This window comes from Streptomyces sp. JJ36, from assembly GCF_021696945.1.
Classification (GTDB): domain Bacteria; phylum Actinomycetota; class Actinomycetes; order Streptomycetales; family Streptomycetaceae; genus Streptomyces.
The window spans coordinates 1-15,759 of record NZ_JACYHE010000028.1; the positions used below are offsets into that span (position 1 = coordinate 1).

Genomic DNA, 15,759 nt, shown 5'->3' on the forward strand with positions numbered 1-15,759 from the left:
CTGCGCGGCGGAGCCGGAGAAGCGAACGGGGTGGCGCTGTGAGCGACGGCGGAGCGGCGACGGTGGTGCGGGGTGTGGTGCCGGGGTGTGCTGCTGCGCGGCGGAGCCGGAGAAGCGAACGGGGTGGCGCTGTGAGCGACGGCGGAGCAGCGACGGTGGTGCGGGGTGTGCTGCTGCGCCGCGTGGCCGGCGAGGTGGACGGAGTAGGACCGTGAGCGACGGCGACGAACTCGACGAGGCGGTCGCCCTGGCGAACGAGGCCGGGAGGTCCGCCGGGCCCTCCCCGGGGCCGCGCCGCTCCCCGCCGCCGTCCGCCGAGGGCCCCGCCCTGCCGTCCTGGCTCACCGGCTTTTCGGACGCCTCCCCGGCCACGGGGGACACCGCCCCCGACGACGTGTCCCCGCCGGAGTGGCTCGGCGCTCCGGAGCGGGGCACCGACCCCGGCAGCGCGTCACGCGCCACGGCGGGCACCCCGGGGCCGGGGCGGCCCGCGGGCCGCGACCAGGCCCAGGCCCGCCGCCCGGCACCCGAGGCGCCCGACGACGACCTGGCCCCGCCCGCCTGGCTGAGCGGGGGCTCCGGGCGGCGCGACGGGGAGGAACGCGCCGCCCCGGAGCGGTCGCCCGCCCGCCCCGGCCCTTCCGCCGGCGGCGACGCGCCGTCCTCCGCCACGGAACCGGGGACCGGCGGGCCGGGCGCCGCCGCCCGCCGGTCCGGTCCGGCGTCCCCGCCGTCCGGTGCGGACGCCCGGCGCCCGACGAACCCGGGGGGCGACCGTGCACCGGGCCCCGCGCACTCCGCAGCAGCGCCCCCCGGTGCCACACCCCCCGCCGGGGAGGCGTCCCCCGGCGCACGCACCCCGCATGCACGCGGGCACGCGCACGGCGTCCCGTGGGACGAGGCCCTGCGGATCGCCGCCCGCGCCGCGGCCCCCGCGGAGCCGGTGACCGTGCCGCTGGCGCGGGCGCTGGACACCGTGCTGGCGGCGCCCGTGGAGGCGCTCGCGGACCTGCCGTCGTTCGACACCTCGGCGATGGACGGCTGGGTGGTCGCGGGCCCCGGGCCGTGGTCGGTCGCCGCGGCCGGCGGCATTCTGGCCGGGCAGCACGCCCCCGCGCCGCTCGCCGACGGTGAGGCCGTACGCATCGCCACAGGTGCCCGGGTCCCGCCCGGGGCGACGGCCGTGCTGCGCTCCGAGCGGGCCCGGGAACGGGGCGGCCGGCTGCACCTGGCGCCCGGCGTGCCGCCGGACGCCGTCGGGCAGGGCACCGACATCCGGCCGCGCGGCCAGGAGTGCCGCACCGGGGACCGGCTGCTGCCCGCCGGGACGCCGGTCACCCCGCCCGTGCTGGGCCTGGCGGCCGCCGCCGGCTACGACGCGCTGACCGTCGTCCCCCGTCCGGGTGCCGAGGTGCTGGTCCTCGGTGACGAGCTGCTGCCCGCGGGCCTCCCGCAGGACGGGCGCATCCGGGACGCGCTCGGCCCCATGGTCGCGCCCTGGCTGACCGCGCTCGGTGCCGACGTACGGGGTACCCGCCGGCTCGGCGACGACGCGGAGGCGGTGCACGAGGCGCTGGCCACCAGCACCGCGGAGGTGCTGGTCACCACCGGCGGCACGGCTGCCGGGCCGGTGGACCACGTGCGCCCCACCCTGCGCCGGCTCGGCGCCCGCCTGCTGGTGGAGGGCGCCGAGGTGCGCCCCGGCCACCCCATGCTGCTGGCCGCGCTCCCCGCCGCCTCCGCCACCGGGCCGGAGCGCCACCTGGTGGCGCTGCCCGGCAACCCGCTGGCGGCGGTCTCCGGGCTGCTCACTCTCGCCGCGCCCCTGGTCCGGGCCCGCGCGGGACGGGCCGAGCCGACCGCCGTACGGGCCACGCTGGCCGCCGAGGTGCCGGGGCACCCCCGGGACACCCGGCTGGTGCCGGTCACGCTGTCCCGCGGCGGCCCTCGCGGAGGCTCCCACGACGGCACCGCCGCGGTGCCGCTGCACTACACCGGACCGGCGATGCTGCGCGGGATCGCGGGCGCGGACGCGCTCGCCGCCGTCCCGCCGGGCGGTGCGCCGGCCGGTTCGTCCGTACGACTGCTGGACCTGCCGTGGTGAGAACGCCCGACACGACCGAGGGCCATGTCCTGCTGCCGCGGCCCACCGTCGGCCCGCTGCGTCAGGTGCTGCGCCGGGTGCTGGCGGCGCTGGCGGTGCTGTGGCTGACGGTGCTCCTCGTCTTCCTGGACCGGGACGAGTACACCGACAGCACCGACGGGCGGGTCTCCTTCCTGGACGCCGTCTACTACACCACGGTCACCCTCTCCACCACCGGCTACGGCGACATCGCCCCGGTCTCCGACTCGGCCCGGCTCATCAACGTCCTGCTGGTCACCCCGCTCCGGGTCACCTTCCTCATCATCCTGGTCGGCACCACGCTCGAGGTCCTCACCCAGCGCACCCGCGAGCAGTGGCGCCAGACCCGCTGGAGGTCCGCCTTGCGCGATCACACCGTCATCGTCGGCTTCGGCACCAAGGGCCGGTCCGCGGCTCAGACGCTGTTGTCGACCGGAGTGGGCCGGGACCGGCTCGTGCTGATCGACACCAACCACCGGGTCATCGAGGCGGCGGCGGAGGAGGGATACGCCGGGGTGGTCGGCGACGCCACCCGCAGCGAGGTGCTGCAACGTGCCCAGGTCGGGCGCGCCCGGCAGATCGTGGTGGCGCCGCAGCGCGACGACACCGCCGTGCTGGTCACCCTGACCGCCCGTCAGCTCAACCGCCGGCTGAACATCGTGGCCGCGGTCCGTGAGGAGGAGAACGCGCCGCTGCTGCGGCAGTCCGGCGCCGACACGGTCATCACCAGCGCCAGCGCCGCCGGGCGGCTGCTCGGCCTGTCGATGGTCAGTCCGCACGCCGGTTCCGTGATGGAGGACCTGATCCAGCAGGGCACCGGGCTGAGCCTGACCGAACGCCCCGTCACCAAGGCCGAGGCGGGCCGCTCTCCGCGGGAGCTGCCGGATCTGGTGGTGACCGTGGTCCGCGGGCACCGGCTGCTGGGCTACGACGACCCGGAGGCGGCGCGCCTGGAGCTGACCGACCGGGTGGTGGTGATCCAGCGGGCGCAGCCGGCCCCGGAGAGCCCGGGTGGCGGAGGCGGCAGGAACGGCGCCAAGCGGTAGCGTCGGCGCCATGCATGCGATCACGATCCCCGAGCCGGGCGGGCCCGAGGCCCTGGTGTGGGCCGAGGTCCCCGACCCGGAACCGGGCGAAGGCGAAGTGCTGGTCGAGGTGGCGGCGAGCGCCGCCAACCGGGCGGATCTGCTGCAGCGCCGCGGCTTCTACGACCCGCCGCCGGGCGCCTCCCCCTACCCCGGCCTGGAGTGCGCCGGGCGGATCACCGCGCTGGGGCCGGGGGTGTCCGGCTGGGCGGTCGGTGACGAGGTGTGCGCCCTGCTCTCCGGCGGCGGCTACGCCGAGCGGGTCGCCGTGCCCGCCGGGCAGCTCCTCCCGGTGCCGGAGGGCCTGGAGCTCGCCACGGCGGCCGCACTGCCCGAGGTGACCTGCACCGTCTGGTCGAACGTCTTCATGGTGGCGCATCTGCGGCCCGGCGAGACGCTGCTGGTGCACGGCGGCGGCAGCGGCATCGGCACCATGGCGGTGCAGCTCGCCAAGGCGGTCGGCGCCCGTGTCGCGGTGACGGCCGGCAGCAAGGAGAAGCTGGAGCGGTGCGCCGAGCTGGGCGCCGACATCCTCATCAACTACCGGGAGCAGGACTTCGTCGAGGAGCTGCGTGCGGCGACGGACGGGCGCGGCGCCGACGTGATCCTGGACATCGTCGGGGCCAAGTACCTGGGCCGGAACGTCGACGCCCTCGCGGTGAACGGCCGGCTGGCGATCATCGGGTTGCAGGGCGGCGTCAAGGGCGAGCTGAACCTGGGCGCGCTGCTGGCCAAGCGCGGGGCGGTGACCGCGACCTCGCTGCGCGGGCGGCCGCTGGACGAGAAGGCGGCGATCGTGGCGGCGGTGCGGGAGCACGTGTGGCCGCTGCTGGCGGACGGCCGGGTGGGGGCCGTGGTGGACCGTACGCTGCCGATGCGCGAGGCGGCGCAGGCGCACCGGGTGCTGGAGGACAGCACCCACGTCGGCAAGGTCGTCCTCACCACCTGATCCGCGCCTCCGCTCCGGTTCGCTCCGGTAACCGCCCGGCTCCGGCGTCCGGCGCCGGGCGGTCACCGGCACCGCGCCCGGCCGGCGACTCGCCGGCGGCGGGACCATCCTCCCCAACTGCTCCCGAGATGCCGGAATCATCCGCCTGTGTGACGCTGGGAGTCGCGCAGGAGAGTCCGCGGCGGTAAGGAGGGGACCGTGGGGAACGCGCTTCGCCGGTGTTTCGGAATCCCTCTGCTGACCTGCACACTCACCGTGCTCCTCCCGGTGCCCTACGCGCTCGCCGCCCAGCCGGCCGAGGGCGCGCCCCAGGACGGGCCGCCGACGCGTGCGGTCTCCCCGCAGGCCCGCGGCAGCGGTCCGCTCGCCGGAGCCCCCGCCGGCTCCGAGGACGCCGAGAACGGTGCGGAGGGGGCGCTGAGCTCCTGGCTCACCGAGCAGCTCGGCGCACGCCTGGCCGCACTGCTGGAGGAGCAGTTCCGGCCGCAGGCGCCCGGCGACCACCGCACCGGCGCTCCGGGCCCCGGAGCGGAACCGCCCGCCCGGGGTGCCGCACCCGCCGCCCCCCGCTCCCCGGGAGCGGAGGCGCCCGACGGCACGGCCGGGGAGTCCGCGCCGCGCGGGGTGCCGGAGCAGCCGCCCGGAACGGCCGGGGACGCCGCTCCCGAGGCCGGGGGCTCGCCGCGGTCCGGGGCACCCGCGGAGGTGCCGGAGGAGGGCACCGCCCCGCGGAGCCCGGCGTCGCTCGCCCCGGAAGCCCCCCAGACCGCTGAGCCCCCTCAGCACCCGGGAGCTCCTCAGACCCCTCAGGACCCTCAGACCCCTCAGGACCCTCAGACCCCTCAGGACCCTCAGACCGCTCAGGCCCCGGAGACCTCGGAACCCGGCCCCGCCGCCGGGGAGGGCCCGGGACCCCGCCCCGGTTCCCGGGACGGGACCGTCCCCGGGGCCGGCCGCGAGGACGTGCTCGCCGAGGACGGCACCGGGGCGGTGACGACCGTGGGCACCGGCACCTCCCCCGCGCCGCCCGTGCTCCCGCTGTTCTCCCTCGGTGCCGGGCTGACCTCGCTCGGCCTGGGCATGGCCTTTCTGGCGCTCCGCCTCCGCCGCGGCTGACCTGCGGAACCCTACGACCGCCGCGGCCGGCCTGCGGAGCCCGTACGACCGCCGCGTCGCCCCCTGCCACGGGAAACCGGCCGCCCCGGCAGGGGCGGGCCGTCACGCTCCCGGACGCCCCCGCATCCCTCCTGAGCCGCCGTGCAGAATGGGGGGTATGACAGAGCCGAGCAACGAACGGTCGCAGGAGAGCCCGCATGTCCTGGTGGTCGGCCCGGACGGGATGGCTCTCGGCAGTGCCGGCGGTCCCAAGGGCGAGGACGGCGAGGCCGACGAGCACGCCGAGGTGCCCGTCACGGAGATGGTCGAGCAGCCGGCCAAGGTCATGCGCATCGGCAGCATGATCAAGCAGCTCCTGGAGGAGGTGAAGGCGGCTCCGCTGGACGAGGCGAGCCGGGCGCGCCTCAAGGAGATCCACTCCAGCTCGGTCAAGGAGCTGGAGGACGGCCTCGCCCCCGAGCTGATCCAGGAGCTGGAGCGGCTGTCGCTGCCCTTCACCGACGAGACGGTGCCGACGGAGGCCGAGCTGCGTATCGCGCAGGCCCAGCTCGTCGGCTGGCTGGAGGGGCTCTTCCACGGCATCCAGACGGCGCTCTTCGCCCAGCAGATGGCGGCGCGCGCTCAGCTGGAGCAGATGCGCCGGGCGCTGCCCCCCGGGGCCGTCCCGGAGGGCATGGGTGGCCCCGAGGAGCCCGGCCGCAGCCGCACCGGCGGCCCGTACCTCTGAGCCCCCGGCCCGCCCCGCTCCTGCCTCCGGCCCGGCACACCGCGTGTGTGCCGGGCCGGAGCCGTGAGCGGAGCGGCGGTGCGGGGCCCCGGTCGGCGGGCCCGCCGGCGTCAGCCGGGCTGGCCGGTGGAGACGGTCAGGTCGACCTTGTCCTTCTTCGGGTCGAAGGACTCGTGGGAGTCCGGCTCCTGGTCCAGGACCATGTTCTTGCCCCAGACGTTCTCGTCCTCGTAGGTGACCTCGCCGAGCTTCCAGCCGGCCCGGCGGATGCACTCCTTGACCGAGGCCATGTTGTACTGCGTCAGCTCGGGCATGCTCTTCTTGCCCTTGTCGAGGTAGCTGTCGCTCGCATCGACGCACTCGCTCGCGTCGATCGTGAGGCTCTTGTCCTCCGGCTTGAAGGACTCCTTCGGCTCGGACGACTGCTGCCCGCCGGAGCCGCCCTGCTGGGACTGCGAGGCGCTGGCGCCGGCGCTCGGCTTGTCGTCGGCCTGCGGGTCCGCGCCCCCGCCGTCGCCGCCGTTCAGCGCCACCGCGACGATCACCGCGGTGACCGCGACGATCGCCGCGGCCGCGGAGCCGATCAGCACCGCGGTGTTCTTGCCGCGGCCTCCCCCGCCGGGCGCACCGCCGGTCTGTCCCGGGCTCATGGTGTAGGGCGGCGGCGTCTGCGGGCCGCCCTGCGGGCCCTGCCCGTACGGTGCCGGCGCCGGGTAGCCGGGGGCGCCCGCCTGGGGCGCCGGCGGCGGGGTGCTGGGCCCGAAGCCGTACTGCGCGGGCTGGTAGGGCTGCTGGGCGGTGCCCTGGGGCGGCGGGGTGCCGGTGTCGCCGAGCGGCGGGAAGACCGCCTGGCCGACGCCCGCGCCGCTCTGCGCCGGGCCGCCGCCGACGATCATCGGGGCGGCGCCGCCCGCGGCGCCCGAGCCGCGGACGCGCTCGCACTCGTCGTGCATGCTCTCGGCCGTCGGGAAGCGCTCGTTCGGGTTCTTCCGCAGCGCGCGGGCGACCAGGGCGTCCACCGGCTGCGGCACCGACTGGTTGATGGTCGACGGTGCGACCGGCTCCTCCTGGACGTGCGCGTACGCGATGGCCAGCGGCGAGTCGGCGTCGAAGGGGAGCCGCCCGGTCAGCAGCTCGAAGAGCATGATGCCGACGGAGTACAGGTCGGAGCGGGCGTCCACGCCGCGGCCCAGCGCCTGCTCGGGGGAGAGGTACTGCGGGGTGCCGACGACCATGCCGGTCTGGGTCATCGAGGTCACCCCGGACTGCATGGCACGGGCGATGCCGAAGTCCATGACCTTGACCACACCGCGCTTGGTGACCATCACGTTGCCCGGCTTGATGTCCCGGTGCACCAGGCCCATTTCGTGGCTCACCTCGAGCGCCGCCAGCACATCGCCGGTGATCTTGAGGGCCTTCTCCGCGGGCATCGCGCCGAACTGCCGGACGTCCTCGTCGAGCACCGAGCGCAGCGGCTTGCCCTCGACGTACTCCATCACGATGTACGGCACCATCGCGCCGTCGATCTCGTCCTCGCCGGAGTCGAAGACGGAGACGATGTTGGTGTGCGTGAGCTTGGCGACCGACTGCGCCTCGCGGCGGAAGCGTTCCCGGAAGGACTGCTCCCGGCCCAGCTCGGTGTGGAGCGTCTTGACCGCGACCTGGCGGTCGAGCACCGCGTCGTACGCGAGATAGACCGAGGCCATGCCGCCCGCACCCAGCAGGCTCTGGAGCTGGAACCGGCCACCGATCGTGCGGCCGAGGTACTGCGCGGCTGCGCCGTCGTCGCTCATCTGACTGCATCCCCCTTGGCGGCGCGCTGAACCGGTGCGTCCACGTCCGACTACGTCTGGGTGGCCAATTATCCCTGTGCCGTCGGCGGTTCTCACGGCCGGGGCCCCGCTCCGGCGTCGTCGCCGGCGCGTGCACCGGCGGCCCGCCCCGCGCTCAAGTCTGCCCCAGGGCCCCGGCACGTCAAGCTCGTTGCCCGTTCCGTAACCGGATGCGCATGGTGTGCCCACAGAGCTGAGACACCGTCCGGAGCTCCCCCGGCCGGGCGTCGGGGCGGATCCCGGTGGCCGACCCGTCGATTCTCAGCCACGCGCCTGCGTCCCTCTCGCCCCATCCGCACCCTCCGGCTCTACCGCCCCGGAGCCCGCTCCCGCACCACCCGCACCGACCGCACCGGGTGTTCCGTACGGACGGCCGGGAGGGCGCCCTCCGGCGCCCGCACCCCGGTCGTCGCCCGCCCGATCGACTTGCGGCCCGGGCGGCGCAGCCGCTTGTATGGCGTTTCCGCCCCAATCCCGGGACCTTCCGCAAGGCTGTAGCCTCCAAGCGGACGGTGAGCTCACCCGCCCGCGCACCCGCGGACCGAATCGACGGCGAGGACTGATGGCACAGACGCAAGCCGCTGGGGGCCCTCAGGAGCCCGACGCGACGGGTGGCTCCGTGCCCGATGCGCCGGAGTTGTGGGGCAACAACGGTCTGGTCGGCGAGGGCCGCTACCGCCTCACCCGCAGGCTCGGGCGCGGCGGCATGGCGGAGGTGTTCGCCGCCGAGGACGTCCGTCTCGGCCGGACGGTCGCCGTCAAGCTGCTCCGTTCCGACCTCGCCGAGGACCCGGTCTCCAAGGCCCGCTTCACCCGCGAGGCACAGTCCGTCGCCGGGCTCAACCACCATGCGGTGGTCGCCGTCTACGACTCCGGCGAGGAACTGATCAACGGCAACGTCACGCCGTACATCGTGATGGAGCTGGTCGAGGGCCGGACCATCCGCGACCTGCTGCAGAGCGCCGAGGCACCCCCGGCCGACCAGGCGCTGATCATCGTCTCCGGGGTCCTGGAGGCCTTGGCCTACAGCCACCAGCACGGCATCGTGCACCGCGACATCAAACCGGCCAACGTGATCATCACGGACGCCGGCGCGGTCAAGGTGATGGACTTCGGCATCGCCCGCGCCCTGCACGGCGCGTCCAACACCATGACCCAGACCGGCATGGTCATGGGCACGCCGCAGTACCTCTCCCCGGAGCAGGCGCTCGGCAAGACCGTCGACACCCGCTCCGACCTCTACGCCACGGGCTGCCTGCTCTACGAGCTGCTGGCGCTCCGTCCGCCCTTCACCGGCGAGACCCCGCTCTCCGTGGTGTACCAGCACGTCCAGGACGACCCGGTGCCGCCCTCCCAGGTCGCCGACGGTCCGCCGCCGGAGCTGGACGGACTGGTGATGCGCTCGCTGGCCAAGGACCCGGACGACCGCTTCCAGACCGCCGAGGAGATGCGCGGCCTCGTGCAGTACGCGCTGCGCATGCTGGCCGAGCAGGGCGCGCACACCGGCGGGCTGTGGAACACCGGGGCGGTCGCGGCGCACGGCGGGGGCGCCACCCCGGCGATGGGCGTGCCGGGCGCCGACGCCCGCCGGCACCCCGGCGACGACACCCCGACCCAGCTCGGCCCGCCGATGATCATGGGCCCGCCGGACCGGGACGACGGCGGCTTCGACGGCGGCCCCCGGGACGGCGGCCGCGGGGGCGGCGGCGTGAAGTACGCGCTGATCGGCTTTCTCGCGGTGATCGCCGTCGCCGCGGGCATCTTCTTCGCCCTCCAGGCGGGCGACGACGGAGGGAAGAAGCCCGCGGGGCCGGACACCACCTCCTCCACGCCGAAGGACCAGGAGACCGACAAGCAGACCTCGGAGGAGACGCCCACCGCCGAGGAGGAGGACCCGGGCACCACCACCGGCGGTGACGACTGGCAGCCGTCGCCGGAGACGCCCGACACCACGCCCAGCGAGGGCACGCCCTCCCCGACCGGCGAGCCCAGCGAGCCCACTCCGAGCGGCGAGGAGAGCGAGAGCACCTCCGGCACCCCGGGCGGCGGCGGTGACGACCCGACGGGCGGCACCAGCACCGGCGACCCGGGCGGCGACGAGGGCGGCACCACCGAGGGCGACACCGGCACCACCGAGGGCGGCGACCCCGGTGGCGGGGGCGGCGACACCGACACCGGCGGGGGCGGCACCGACACCACGGTCGGCGGTATCGCCGACTGAGCCCGGTGAACCGAGGACCGCCCACACCGGGGCGTCCCCGCGGGAAGCCCCGGCGTACCGTCGCGGGGCGTGCCGGCCCCTATCACAAACCGGCGCCGAGTGCACAGCGCACACCGGTGGTCGCTCCGGGTGACCTACGATGCGGCTCGTGCAGCAGTCACCCACCCACCTGCCGGCGGCGACCGTATCCGCCCTGCTCAGGCGCTATGCCGTCGCAGGGGAGCCGCTGTCCTGCGAGCCGCTCACCCGCGGGCTGCTGAACCGCGGCTACCGGCTGGAGACCACCCGCGGGAGCTACTTCCTCAAGCACCACCTCGACGCCGACCCCGCCGACCCGGCACCGCTCGAACGCCGGCACCGGGCCATCGCCGGCCTGGAGGAACTCGGGCTGCCCGTGGTGCCCCCGGTCGCCGACCGGGAGGGGCGCACGGTCGCCGTGGTGGACGACCGGTGTTTCGCTCTGCACCCCTGGATCGAGGGGCGGCACCGGCACGGCGAGGAGCTGTCCGCGGCACAGTGCCGGCGGCTGGGCGGGCTGCTCGGCCAGGTCCACACCCGGCTCCAGCAGCTCCTCCCCGCGCAGGGCCCGCTGCCGGACGGCACACCGGGCCACCCCCCGGACCGCCCGGGCGGCCCGGAGCGGCACACGGGCCGTGACGACGGGCCGGGCCCGCTGCCCGGCCCCCGCGACCGGTGGTCCCCGGTCCCTCCGCGCCTCCCCACCGCCGAGCCCACCGGGCTCCCCGCCGGACTCCCCGCGGCAGTGGCCGCCGGGGCCGCCGCAGCGGCCCGCGCCGGTGCGCCCCTCCCGGGAGCCGCCGCGCCCGCCCTGGCGGTCGCCCCCGCCCCGGCCGCCGCACCGCTCTCCCCCCTGGCCGCGGCGCCCGCCGAGAGCGCCGACCCGGAGGAGACCGAGGAGCTGATCGGCGAGCTGCTGGCCCGGGTACGGGCACGGGGCCGCCGCCGCGACGCCTTCGACCTGCTCGCCGAGCACCGGCTGCTGGAGCGCCGCCGTCTGCTGCACCGGTACGCGGACGCCCGCCCGCCGCGCGGGGCGGCACCGGCGGCCGGCTGGGTGCACGGCGACTTCCACCCGCTGAACCTCCTCTACCGGGACACGGGCCCGCACGACGGTTCGGGGGAGCCGGTGGCCATCGTGGACTGGGACCGGCTGGCCGTGCAGCCGCGCGCGGAGGAGGCGGTGCGCGGGGCGGCGATCTTCTTCCTCCGCCCGGACGGCTCCCTCGACCTGCGCAAGGTGCGGGCGTACGCGCGGGCGTACCGCCGCTGCGCCCGCGCCTCCGCGGGGGAGCTGGGCGCGGCCGTGCACCGGGTCTGGTGGGAGCGGCTGAACGACTTCTGGATGCTGCGCTGGCGTTACCAGCTCCGGGACGGCCGCGCGGACCCGCAGTTCCCGGCCGCGGCGGCGCTGGTGGTGTGGTGGTCGCACCGGTACGCCGCGGTCCGCGACGCCTTCTGCGACTGACCCCGCTCCCGCGCCCCCCGGCCCCCGTACGGCGGACCGGCACGGCCCCGTACGGCACCGGTCATACGGTGATACATCCCCTCCCGACCCCCCGTACGGTCTCACATAACGGTCTGGACTTGCTCTTCCCGTGTCGCGGGGGCACGGGTTACCGTGCGCGTGTCCCATGGGCTTGCAAGACTGTGACCAGTGGTGTTCCAGCCGACCTCGGTATTACTTGGATATCCAAGCAAAATCGCAGGTCAGGGCCCCTTCGCGTGGTTGTGGAGGGCTGGGTAACGTGTTCTTGGCGGGCCATCGACGGGGACACTGTCACCGCTCGGTTCCGTCCGCGCCGCACCCAACCCCGTGCGCCGTATCGGTACCGGGCGAGCCGCACTGGCTGCCCGGCGGACCCCGGGGGCCGGACAGACGGAGGAGCACACGTGACCGTGGAAGGCACTGCCGCGCGCAGTACGTCGCGCCGCAGCGGCGGCAAGCGGGCGAGCACGTCCCGTAAGAAGAAGACGGCCGCCACGCAGCCGGGCGAGCCGCAGCTCGTCCAGCTTCTGACCCCCGAGGGCGAGCGGGTCGAGCACCCGGACTACGCCTTCGACCCCACCCCCGACGAGCTGCGCGGCTTCTACCGCGACATGATGCTCACCCGGCGGTTCGACGCGGAGGCCACGGCGCTCCAGCGGCAGGGCGAGCTGGGCCTGTGGGCCTCCCTGCTCGGCCAGGAGGCCGCCCAGATCGGCTCCGCCCGCGCCCTGCGCCCGGACGACTACGTCTTCCCCACCTACCGGGAGCACGGCGTGGCCTGGTGCCGCGGGGTGGACCCGACCAACCTGCTCGGCATGTTCCGCGGCGTGAACAACGGCGGCTGGGACCCGAACACCAACAACTTCCACCTCTACACCATCGTGATCGGCTCCCAGGCGCTGCACGCCACGGGCTACGCGATGGGTGTGGCCAAGGACGGCGCCGACTCCGCCGTGATCGCCTACTTCGGCGACGGCGCCTCCAGCCAGGGCGACGTGGCGGAGGCCTTCACCTTCTCCGCCGTCTACAACGCCCCGGTGGTGTTCTTCTGCCAGAACAACCAGTGGGCCATCTCCGAGCCCGCCGAGCGGCAGTCCCGGGTGCCGATCTACCAGCGCGCCCAGGGCTTCGGCTTCCCGGGCGTACGGGTGGACGGCAACGACGTGCTGGCCTGCATGGCCGTCACCAAGGCCGCCGTGGAGCGCGCCCGCACCGGCGAGGGCCCGATGCTGATCGAGGCCTTCACCTACCGCATGGGCGCCCACACCACCTCCGACGACCCGACCCGCTACCGGCACGACGACGAGCGGGCGGCCTGGGAGGCCAAGGACCCGATCCTGCGGCTGCGCACCCTCCTGGAGAAGGAGAACCTCGCCGACAAGGACTTCCTGACCTCCGTCGACGAGGAGGCCGACGCACTCGCCCGCCGGGTCCGCGAGGCCGTACGCGCCATGCCGAACCCGGACTCCATGGCGATCTTCGAACACGTCTACGCGGACGGCCACGCCCTGGTCGACGAGGAGCGCGCACAGTACGCGGAATACCTGGCGTCCTTCGCCGACGGGGAGGCTCACTGACATGGCGGCCACCAGCACCACCAAGATGCCCATCGCCAAGGCGCTCAACGAGTCGCTGCGCAAGGCGATGGAGGACAACCCGAAGGTCCTGGTCATGGGCGAGGACGTCGGCAAGCTCGGCGGCGTCTTCCGCATCACCGACGGCCTGCAGAAGGACTTCGGCGAGGACCGGGTGATCGACACCCCGCTGGCCGAGTCCGGCATCGTCGGCACCGCCATCGGCCTGGCCCTGCGCGGCTACCGGCCCGTGGTCGAGATCCAGTTCGACGGCTTCGTCTTCCCGGCGTACGACCAGATCGTCACCCAGCTCGCGAAGATGCACGCGCGGGCCCTGGGCAAGGTCAAGCTGCCGGTCGTCATCCGCATCCCGTACGCGGGCGGCATCGGCGCGGTCGAGCACCACAGCGAGTCGCCGGAGGCGCTCTTCGCGCACGTCGCGGGCCTCAAGTGCGTCTCCCCCTCGAACGCCGCGGACGCCTACTGGATGATGCAGCAGGCCATCGAGAGCGACGACCCGGTCGTCTTCTTCGAGCCCAAGCGGCGCTACTGGGACAAGGGCGAGGTCGACACCTCCGCCATCCCGGCCCCGCTGCACGCCGCCCGCGTCGCCCGGCAGGGCACGGACCTCACCCTCGCCGCCTACGGGCCGATGGTGAAGACCTGCCTGGAGGCCGCCGCGGCCGCCGAGGAGGAGGGCAACTCCCTCGAGGTGGTCGACATGCGCTCCATGTCGCCCATCGACTTCGACACGCTGCAGCAGTCCGTGGAGCGGACCCGCCGGCTCGTCGTGGTGCACGAGGCGCCCGTCTTCCTCGGGACCGGCTCGGAGGTCGCCGCCCGCATCACCGAGCGGTGCTTCTACCACCTGGAGGCACCGGTGCTGCGCGTCGGCGGGTTCCACGCGCCGTACCCCCCGGCCCGGCTGGAGGAGGAGTACCTCCCCGGCCTGGACCGGGTGCTCGACGCCGTCGACCGCGCGCTGGCGTACTGAGGACCGAGGAGAGTCGTGACGATGGCGAGTACCCAGCCAACCCAGTCAGCACAGTCCCGCATCCGCGAGTTCAGGATGCCCGACGTGGGCGAGGGGCTCACGGAGGCCGAGATCCTCACCTGGTACGTCAAGCCCGGTGACACCGTCACCGACGGGCAGGTCGTGTGCGAGGTGGAGACGGCCAAGGCGGCCGTGGAGCTGCCCATCCCCTTCGACGGCGCGGTGCACGAGCTGCGCTTCGACGAGGGCACCACGGTCGACGTGGGCACCCCGATCATCACCGTGGACACCGACCCGTCCGCCGGTCCGCCGGCCGAGAGCGGCGGCGAGGCGGCGGCCGGGCAGGCCGCCCCGGCGGAGACGCCGGTCCCGGAGCCCGCGGAACCCACGGAGGCTGCCGACGCCGCGGAGGGCGAGAAGCGCCAGGCCGTCCTCGTCGGCTACGGCGTGTCGGCCAGCTCCACCAAGCGCCGCCCGCGCAAGCCGCGGCCCGAGCAGCCCGGCGCGGCCGCCGCGCAGGGCGCAGTCCAGGGTGAGTTCAACGGGCAGCCGCCCGCCGCCGGGGTCGCTCCGGCACCCGCCCCGGACACCGCGCTGAACGGCGGCGACACCGCGGCCGGCCGTACGGAGGTCGCCCCGGCACCGCCGGCCGGCGCCCCCGGCGCCCGGCCGCTGGCCAAGCCCCCGGTCCGGAAGCTGGCCAAGGACCTGGGCGTCGACCTGACCACGGTCCCCCCGACCGGCGAGGGCGGCATCGTGACCCGGGAGGACGTGCACGCCGCCGCGGACGCCGCGGCACGCGCCGCGGAGGCCCCGGCGACCGTCGCCGAGACGCAGCCGGCCGCGCCCGCGGCCGCGGAGGCCGCCGCGCCCGCCGCCGAGCCGGGGGCGCGGGAGACCCGCATCCCGGTCAAGGGCGTACGGAAGGCCACCGCCGCCGCGATGGTGAACAGCGCCTTCACGGCTCCGCACGTCACCGAGTTCGTGCAGGTGGACGTCACCCGCACGATGAAGCTGGTGCGGGACCTGAAGGAGGACCCGGACATGGCCGGGCTGCGGGTGAACCCGCTGCTCATGGTCGCCCGGGCGTTCCTGCTGGCCATCCGGCGCAACCCGGAGGTCAACGCGGCCTGGGACGAGGAGAACCAGGAGATCGTCCAGAAGCACTACGTGAACCTGGGCATCGCCGCCGCCACCCCGCGCGGCCTCGTCGTCCCGAACATCAAGGACGCGCACGCCAAGACCCTGCCGGAGCTGGCCGCCTCCCTGGGCGACCTGGTCTCCACCGCCCGTGAGGGGAAGACCTCCCCCGCGGACATGCAGGGCGGCACGGTGACCATCACCAACGTCGGCGTCTTCGGCGTCGACACCGGCACGCCGATCCTGAACCCGGGCGAGTCCGCCATCCTGGCCTTCGGCCAGGTCCGGGACATCCCCTGGGTGCACAAGGGCGAGGTGAAGCCGCGCAAGGTCACCACGCTGGCGCTCTCCTTCGACCACCGGCTGGTCGACGGCGAGCTGGGCTCCAAGGTGCTGGCCGACATCGCGGCCGTGCTGGAGCGGCCCAAGCGCCTGATCACCTGGGCCTGACCGGCACCGGGCCGCCGGCCCGGGCACGGACGGGCTGCGCGC

General features: G+C 75.2%; 11 protein-coding genes. 10 read left to right on the plus strand and 1 reads right to left on the minus strand.

The genetic code is table 11. The features are described from left to right. Nucleotides 1-211 precede the first annotated feature (211 nt). From HOY81_RS13370 to HOY81_RS13390, 5 genes are all read left to right on the plus strand, one after another. A complete protein-coding gene (locus HOY81_RS13370) occupies nucleotides 212-2,104 on the plus strand; it encodes a molybdopterin molybdotransferase MoeA (RefSeq protein WP_237320553.1) in 1,893 nt (630 codons plus the stop codon). Next, entirely contained in the window at nucleotides 2,101-3,168 is a 1,068-nt protein-coding gene (locus tag HOY81_RS13375) for a TrkA family potassium uptake protein (protein ID WP_237320554.1), read from the plus strand. The genes HOY81_RS13370 and HOY81_RS13375 overlap by 4 nt, the downstream gene beginning before the upstream one ends. Nucleotides 3,169-3,178: 10 nt before the next feature. After that, complete coding sequence (locus HOY81_RS13380) at nucleotides 3,179-4,156, plus strand: NAD(P)H-quinone oxidoreductase (protein WP_237320555.1); 978 nt, start codon at nucleotides 3,179-3,181, stop codon at nucleotides 4,154-4,156. Nucleotides 4,157-4,354: 198 nt separating this feature from the next. Beyond that, the gene (locus tag HOY81_RS13385; protein ID WP_237320556.1) at nucleotides 4,355-5,272 is read left to right on the plus strand and encodes a hypothetical protein; all 918 of its coding nucleotides are present in this window, start codon (nucleotides 4,355-4,357) and stop codon (nucleotides 5,270-5,272) included. Between the two features lie 157 nt (nucleotides 5,273-5,429). Then, on the plus strand, nucleotides 5,430-5,999 hold the full coding sequence (locus HOY81_RS13390) for a bacterial proteasome activator family protein (protein WP_237320557.1): 570 nt from the start codon (nucleotides 5,430-5,432) through the stop codon (nucleotides 5,997-5,999). A gap of 110 nt (nucleotides 6,000-6,109) precedes the next feature. Here the strand turns inward: HOY81_RS13390 and HOY81_RS13395 are convergent, their stop codons facing one another. Further along, the gene (locus HOY81_RS13395) at nucleotides 6,110-7,792 is read right to left on the minus strand and encodes a protein kinase (protein WP_237320558.1); all 1,683 of its coding nucleotides are present in this window, start codon (nucleotides 7,790-7,792) and stop codon (nucleotides 6,110-6,112) included. Nucleotides 7,793-8,393: 601 nt separating this feature from the next. Here HOY81_RS13395 and HOY81_RS13400 point away from each other — a divergent pair. The 5 genes from HOY81_RS13400 to HOY81_RS13420 all read left to right on the plus strand — a co-directional run bounded on the left by HOY81_RS13400 (nucleotide 8,394) and on the right by HOY81_RS13420 (nucleotide 15,717). Further along, a complete protein-coding gene (locus HOY81_RS13400; RefSeq protein ID WP_237320559.1) occupies nucleotides 8,394-10,052 on the plus strand; it encodes a protein kinase in 1,659 nt (552 codons plus the stop codon). A gap of 148 nt (nucleotides 10,053-10,200) precedes the next feature. Further along, nucleotides 10,201-11,538, plus strand: coding sequence for a phosphotransferase (locus HOY81_RS13405; RefSeq protein WP_237320560.1), 1,338 nt, complete (start codon nucleotides 10,201-10,203; stop codon nucleotides 11,536-11,538). Nucleotides 11,539-11,963: 425 nt separating this feature from the next. Beyond that, nucleotides 11,964-13,136, plus strand: coding sequence for a pyruvate dehydrogenase (acetyl-transferring) E1 component subunit alpha (gene pdhA, locus HOY81_RS13410; protein WP_237320561.1), 1,173 nt, complete (start codon nucleotides 11,964-11,966; stop codon nucleotides 13,134-13,136). 1 nt (nucleotide 13,137) lies between these two features. Then, entirely contained in the window at nucleotides 13,138-14,127 is a 990-nt protein-coding gene (locus tag HOY81_RS13415; protein WP_237320562.1) for an alpha-ketoacid dehydrogenase subunit beta, read from the plus strand. 21 nt (nucleotides 14,128-14,148) lie between these two features. Next, nucleotides 14,149-15,717: a dihydrolipoamide acetyltransferase family protein gene (locus HOY81_RS13420; protein ID WP_237320563.1), complete on the plus strand. Its 1,569-nt coding sequence runs from the start codon at nucleotides 14,149-14,151 to the stop codon at nucleotides 15,715-15,717. Nucleotides 15,718-15,759 lie beyond the last annotated feature (42 nt).

What these genes read in the sequence shown, in the direction of transcription:
- HOY81_RS13420 (WP_237320563.1), top strand. Translation starts at nt 14,149, where the DNA reads ATGGCGAGTACCCAGCCAACCCAGTCAGCACAGTCCCGCATCCGCGAG.
- HOY81_RS13400 (WP_237320559.1), top strand. Translation starts at nt 8,394, where the DNA reads ATGGCACAGACGCAAGCCGCTGGGGGCCCTCAGGAGCCCGACGCGACG.
- HOY81_RS13390 (WP_237320557.1), top strand. Translation starts at nt 5,430, where the DNA reads ATGACAGAGCCGAGCAACGAACGGTCGCAGGAGAGCCCGCATGTCCTG.
- HOY81_RS13380 (WP_237320555.1), top strand. Translation starts at nt 3,179, where the DNA reads ATGCATGCGATCACGATCCCCGAGCCGGGCGGGCCCGAGGCCCTGGTG.
- HOY81_RS13395 (WP_237320558.1), bottom strand. Translation starts at nt 7,792, where the DNA reads ATGAGCGACGACGGCGCAGCCGCGCAGTACCTCGGCCGCACGATCGGT.
- HOY81_RS13415 (WP_237320562.1), top strand. Translation starts at nt 13,138, where the DNA reads ATGGCGGCCACCAGCACCACCAAGATGCCCATCGCCAAGGCGCTCAAC.